Consider the following 5,795-nt stretch of genomic DNA (forward strand, 5'->3'; position numbering starts at 1 on the left):
GGCGTACGGGGCGGGGGCGCCTGATGTGGCGCCCCCCCTCCGGGAGGAATTCCCTGCCGCGCGAGGACGCGGTCTCGTCACCGGTTCCGCGCCCGGCGCGGCACGGAACCGGTTCGCACGAGGGCGGCACGGCCTCCGGCGTCAGCGGGCTCCCGTGTCTCCCGCCGGAACGACCAGGCCGACGCCCTCCGCCACCACCGCGACGGCGTAGTCGAAGAACGCCGCCTGGTCGTGGACGCTGTCGTGGGTGCGGCTGAAGACCTGGAAGGACAGCAGGCCGATCAGGCCGCTCCAGAGCACGATCCCGCGTTCGATGAGGTCCGCGAACGGCTCGCCGGGGGCCTCGCCGAACAGGGCCACCGCCTCCGGACGGATCAGGGGCGGCCCGGGCACGGCCCGGCGGGGCGGGGTCAGTTCGCCGTTCTCCAGCGCGGCCCGCAGGACACCGGCCAGCACCGAGGGGGTGCGCGCGGCGGGCGGGACGGTCTCCGGCGGGGCGTGGTAGCCCGGCACGGGCGACCCGTAGAGCAGGGCGAACTCGTCGGGGTGCGCGAGGGACCAGGCCCGCGCGGCGCGGGCGACGGCCAGCAGCCGCGCGCCGGCCGGCGCCCCGGCCTCGCGGGCCCGCCCGTCCGCTTCCTCCAGCGCGGTGGCGGAGGTGTCGTAGGCGTCGATCAGCAGGGCGGTCAGCAGATCGTCCCGGTGCGGGAAGAGGCCCGCGACCTCGGCGGCGGACATGCCGCTCGCCCGCGCCACGGCGTCGGGTGTGACGCCGGCCGCCCCGGTCTCGCCGAGCAGTTGACGGGCCGTCGCCATGACGGCCGTTCGCGTGGTGTCTCCACCGGAAGTGTCCATGGCGGCACGCTACCTGCCGCCCGGCAGGCACCGTCCGAGCGGCCCTACGGACTCCGCCCCTCCGGTGACCCGGCGTCCTCCCGGACCGGCCCCAGGGCGAACTCGCACCACACGGACTTGCCGCTCCCCCGCGACTCCACGCCCCAGACGTCCGCGAGCCGGTCGACGAGCAGCAGGCCGCGCCCGGAGACGCCCGACTCGCCCGGTTCACGGCGGCGGGGCAGGGCGCTGGAGCGGTCCTCGACCTCGACGCGGAGGCGGCGTTCGGCGCCGGGGACCATGCGGATGGTCACCACGGCCGCGCCGTCGGTGTGCAGCAGGGCGTTGGTGGCCAGTTCGTCGGCGGCGAGCTCGATGTCGTCGGCCCGGTCCCGGATGCCCCAGGCGCGGACAGCCGTACGGATCATGTGCCGGGCGGCGGACAGGGCTTCGGGGTCGGCGGGCGCGATGTGCTGCTGGAGCCGCCCGCCCGGGCGGGCCACGCTGCCCTGCCGGCGCAGCAGCAGGATGGCCATGTCGTCCTCGCCGACGCGTTCCTCGACCACGTCGCACAGCCGGTCGGCGAGGTCGTGCAGGTCGTCGGGGCCCTCCTCGACGAGCCCGGCGAGCTGCCGGATGCCCTCGTCGAGGTCGGAGCCGGGCTGTTCGACCAGGCCGTCGGTGAACATCATCAGCGTCTCGCCGGGTTCGAGCTCCACCGTGGTCACCGGGTAGTCGAGCCGCCCGAACTCGGCGGACAGGCCCAGCGGCAGGCCGCCGGCGACGGGCAGCCGGCGCGAGGTGCCGTCGGCGTGCCGGAGCAGTGGGTCTATGTGCCCGGCGCGGACCAGTTGGACCGCGCCGGTGGCCAGGTCGGCCTCGGCGTAGGCGCAGGTGGCGAAGCGGTCGGTGTCCAGCTCGTGGAGGAAGGCGGAGGCGCGGGCCATGACCGTGCCCGGGGAGTGCCCCTCGGCCGCGTAGGCGCGCAGGACGATGCGGAGCTGGCCCATGACGGCGGAGGCGTGGGTGTCGTGGCCCTGGACGTCGCCGATGACGGCGCCGACCCGGCCGCCGGGCAGTGGGACGACGTCGTACCAGTCGCCGCCGATGTCCCGGCCCATCCGGGCCGAGCGGTAGCGGACGGCGATCTGGGCGCCGGGCACCTCGGGGATCCGGCGCGGCAGCATGGCCTGCTGGAGGCCCTCGGCCAGGTCGTGCTCCTGGTCGAAGAGCATGGCGCGGGCGATGCTCTGGGCGAGGCTGCTGCTGAGGGCGATGAACAGGTTGCGTTCCTGCTGGGTGAAGCCGCGGGCCTCGCGGTAGAGCAGGCCGAGCGCGCCGATGGGCCGGGCCTGGGCGATCAGCGGCAGGTAGGCGGCCGAGGAGATGCCGATGTCCTTGATCCGTTCCCAGAGCCAGGGGTAGCAGCGGGCCCACTCCTCGCGGGACTCGATGAAGCGCGGGGTCAGGGTGCGGATGACCTCGCTCATCGGGAAGTCGTCGTCGATGCGGGTGTAGCGGGTGCCGGGGATGAAGTGCTCGGCCGGGCCCTCGGCGACGAGGTGGACGCGTCCCGACTCGATCAGCCCGAGGACGAGGAGGTCGGAGCCGAGGTGTTCGACGGCGCGGGCGTCCTTGAAGAAGTCGATGACGTCCTGGACGGTCCTGGCGTGGGCGAGGGCCGCGGTGATGGTCTCGACGACGGTGGTCTGGTGGCGGCGGTCGCCGTTCCGCTCGCCGGGCCGGCCGGGGAGGCGCAGCTCCTCGTTCGCCTCCCGGAGGACGCCGAGGATGCGGCAGGGGCGGCCGGCCGCGTCCCGTTCGATGCGGCCCTGGGTGTAGGCCCAGCGCAGCCCGTCGGGGCAGCGCACCCGGTGGTAGGCGCCGTAGCTCTCGCTGCCGTCCTTCAGGGCCCGGGCGACCAGGGCGTCGAGGCGGGCGCCGTCGGCCCGCGGCACCCGGGCGGCGAGGTCGGCGATGTTCCCGTGGAAGGCGTCGGGCGGCATGCCGAGGATGTCGAGGGCGATGGGGTCGAGGTGGAGCCGTCCGCTGAGCAGGTCCCAGTCGAAGGTGCCGACGTGGTTGAGGGCGAGGCAGTGCTCCGGGCGGGCGGGCCAGTCGTCCGGCAGCGCTCCGGAGGCAGGCGTCGCTCCCCGATCAACCATGGATTCACTCTGCCATCTTTTGTCCGTTTCTTCGATTTCTTCGCGGCGAGCGCGCGGCCGGTGAGGGCATGCGGGGTACTCGGACGGCATGGAGTGGTTCACGGCCTCCGGTTACGGGTGGAGCCGGCTGGTGTTCCAGCGCGGACTGGCCGTCCTGTACCTGGTCGCCTTCGCCTCGGCGGCGCTGCAGTTCCGGGCGCTGATCGGGGAGCGCGGCATGCTGCCCGTCCCCCGGTTCCTGGAGTACGTCCCCGCGCGCCGGGTCCCCACCCTGTTCCGGTGGCACTATTCCGACCGCTTCTTCGCGGGTTGCGCCTGGGGCGGGGCGCTGCTGGCCGCCGCGGTGGCGGCGGGCGCCGCCGACCTGGTGCCGTTGTGGACGTCGATGCTGATGTGGGCGGTGCTGTGGGGGCTGTACCTGTCGATCGTCAACGTGGGCCAGACGTGGTACTCCTTCGGGTGGGAGTCCCTGCTGCTGGAGACCGGGTTCCTCGCGGTGTTCCTGGGGAACGCGCGGACGGATCCGCCGGTGCTGGTGCTGTTCCTGCTGCGCTGGCTGCTCTTCCGGGTGGAGTTCGGCGCCGGGCTGATCAAGCTGCGCGGCGACCGCTGCTGGCGCGATCTGACCTGCCTCTACTACCACCACGAGACCCAGCCGATGCCGGGCCCGCTGAGCTGGTTCTTCCACCGGCTCCCCCGGCCGCTGCACCGGGTGGAGACGGCCGCCAACCACGTCGCCCAGCTCGTGGTGCCGTTCGGCCTCTTCGCGCCGCAGCCGGTGGCGAGCGTCGCGGCGGGGCTGGTGATCGTCACCCAGCTGTGGCTGGTCGCCTCGGGCAACTTCGCCTGGCTCAACTGGCTGACGATCGTGCTGGCCTTCGCGGCGGTGGACGGCGACGCGATGGCGGACCTGTTCGGCCTGCCGGACTCCCCTCTGCCGTCCCCCGCCCACGCGGCGCCCGTCTGGTACGAGGTCCTGGTGATCGCGGTGACCGTACTCGTCGCCGTGCTGAGCTGGTGGCCGGTGCGCAACCTGCTCTCGCGCGGGCAGCGCATGAACATGTCCTTCAACGCGTACCACCTGGTCAACACGTACGGCGCGTTCGGCAGCGTCAACCGGAGCCGCTTCGAGGTGGTGGTGGAGGGGACGGCCGACACCGCCCTCGGGCCGGAGACCGAGTGGCGGGAGTACGGGTTCAAGGGCAAGCCGGGCGACCCGCGACGACTGCCCCGGCAGTTCGCGCCGTGGCATCTGCGGCTGGACTGGCTGATGTGGTTCGCGGGGATCTCCCCGGCCTACGCCCGGGACTGGTTCGGGCCGTTCATCGAACGACTGCTCGAAAACGACCGGGACACGCTCCGGCTGCTCCGCCACAACCCGTTCCCCGACGCCCCGCCCGCCCACGTCCGCGCCCGGCTCTACCTCTACCGCTTCACCACCTGGCGCGAGTTGCGCGCCACCGGCGCGTGGTGGCACCGCGAGCTGGTACGCGAGTTCCTGCCGCCGGCCGCCCTGCGCCGGCCCTGAACCGACTCCCGAACCGGCTGGTGAACCGGCTTCCCGAGACCGTCACGAGACAGGAGTGACCCCGTATGGACCCCGTGGAGGCACTGGAACGCATCGCCTTCCTGCTGGAACGCGACGGGGCCCCGACCTACCGCGTCCAGGCGTTCCGCACGGCGGCCGGCGTCGTCGCCGCGATGCCCGCCGAGGAGGTGCGCCGCCGGTCGGAGGGCGGGTCGCTCACCGACCGCAAAGGCATCGGCCCCAAGACGGCGGCCGTCGTCGCCGAGGCGCTGCGCGGCGAGGTACCCGCCTACCTGGCCCGCCTGGAGCAGGAGGCGGACCGGCCGCTCACGGAAGGCGGCGCGGCGCTGCGGGCCGCCCTGCGCGGCGACTGCCACCTGCACTCGGACTGGTCGGACGGCGGCAGCCCGATCGACGTCATGGCCCGCGCGGCCCGCGACCTCGGCCACGAGTGGGCCGTCCTCACCGACCACTCCCCCCGCCTGACCATCGCCCGCGGCCTGTCCGCCGACCGGCTGCGGCAGCAGCTCGACGTCGTCGCCGAGGTGAACGAGCGGCTGGGGAACGGCTTCCGGCTGCTCACCGGCATCGAGTGCGACATCCTCCCCGACGGCTCCCTCGACCAGGAGGACGAGCTCCTCGACCGGCTCGACGTGGTCGTCGCCTCCGTCCACTCCAAGCTGCGGATGGACGCCGAGAGCATGACCCGGCGGCTCGTCGCCGCCGTCGCCAACCCGCTCGTCGACGTCCTCGGCCACTGCACCGGCCGGCTCGTCGGCGGCAAACGGCCCGAGTCCGTCTTCGACGCCGAACTCGTCTTCACCGCCTGCGCCCGCTTCGGCACCGCCGTCGAGATCAACAGCCGGCCGGACCGGCTGGACCCGCCGCGACGGCTGATGCGGCTGGCGCTGGAGACGGGGGCGCTGTTCTCGATCGACAGCGACGCGCACGCGCCGGGGCAACTGGACTGGCAGGTGCTGGGGTGTGCTCGGGCGGAGGAGTGCGGGGTGCCGGCGGAGCGGGTGATCACGACGTGGGGGCGGGGCGCGCTGCTGGAGTGGACGCGGGGGAAGTAGGCCCCGGTCCCGCGGCTCCGCCGCTCGTCCTCAAACGCCGGACGGACTGGATAGTGCGCCCTTGGGCGCGCACCTCAGCCCGTCCGGCGCTTGAGGACAACCGCGCGAAGCGCGGTTTCGGGGGTCTGGGGGCTCGCCCCCAGGAAACGGCGAAAGGGCGGGACCGGGGCACCCCTCACGGCAACGAACCCC

At 73.8% G+C, this 5,795-nt stretch carries 4 protein-coding genes; 2 read left to right on the forward strand and 2 right to left on the reverse strand.

Features of this window, described 5'->3' with window-relative positions:
• Positions 1-141: 141 nt before the first annotated feature.
• Positions 142-855: a TetR/AcrR family transcriptional regulator gene (locus ACSNOK_RS29900; RefSeq protein WP_436783932.1), complete on the reverse strand. Its 714-nt coding sequence runs from the start codon at positions 853-855 to the stop codon at positions 142-144.
• A 44-nt stretch (positions 856-899) separates the two neighbouring features.
• Positions 900-2,999, reverse strand: a complete 2,100-nt coding sequence (locus tag ACSNOK_RS29905) for a SpoIIE family protein phosphatase (RefSeq protein WP_436783933.1) — start codon at positions 2,997-2,999, stop codon at positions 900-902.
• 88 nt (positions 3,000-3,087) lie between these two features.
• Between ACSNOK_RS29905 and ACSNOK_RS29910 the strand changes: the two genes are divergently transcribed.
• Together ACSNOK_RS29910 and ACSNOK_RS29915 are read left to right on the forward strand one after the other, a co-directional pair.
• The gene (locus tag ACSNOK_RS29910) at positions 3,088-4,527 is read left to right on the forward strand and encodes a lipase maturation factor family protein (protein ID WP_436783934.1); all 1,440 of its coding nucleotides are present in this window, start codon (positions 3,088-3,090) and stop codon (positions 4,525-4,527) included.
• A 65-nt stretch (positions 4,528-4,592) separates the two neighbouring features.
• The gene (locus ACSNOK_RS29915) at positions 4,593-5,603 is read left to right on the forward strand and encodes a PHP domain-containing protein (RefSeq protein WP_436783935.1); all 1,011 of its coding nucleotides are present in this window, start codon (positions 4,593-4,595) and stop codon (positions 5,601-5,603) included.
• Positions 5,604-5,795 lie beyond the last annotated feature (192 nt).

The organism is Streptomyces sp. URMC 126 (assembly GCF_051386555.1).
Taxonomy (GTDB): domain Bacteria; phylum Actinomycetota; class Actinomycetes; order Streptomycetales; family Streptomycetaceae; genus Streptomyces.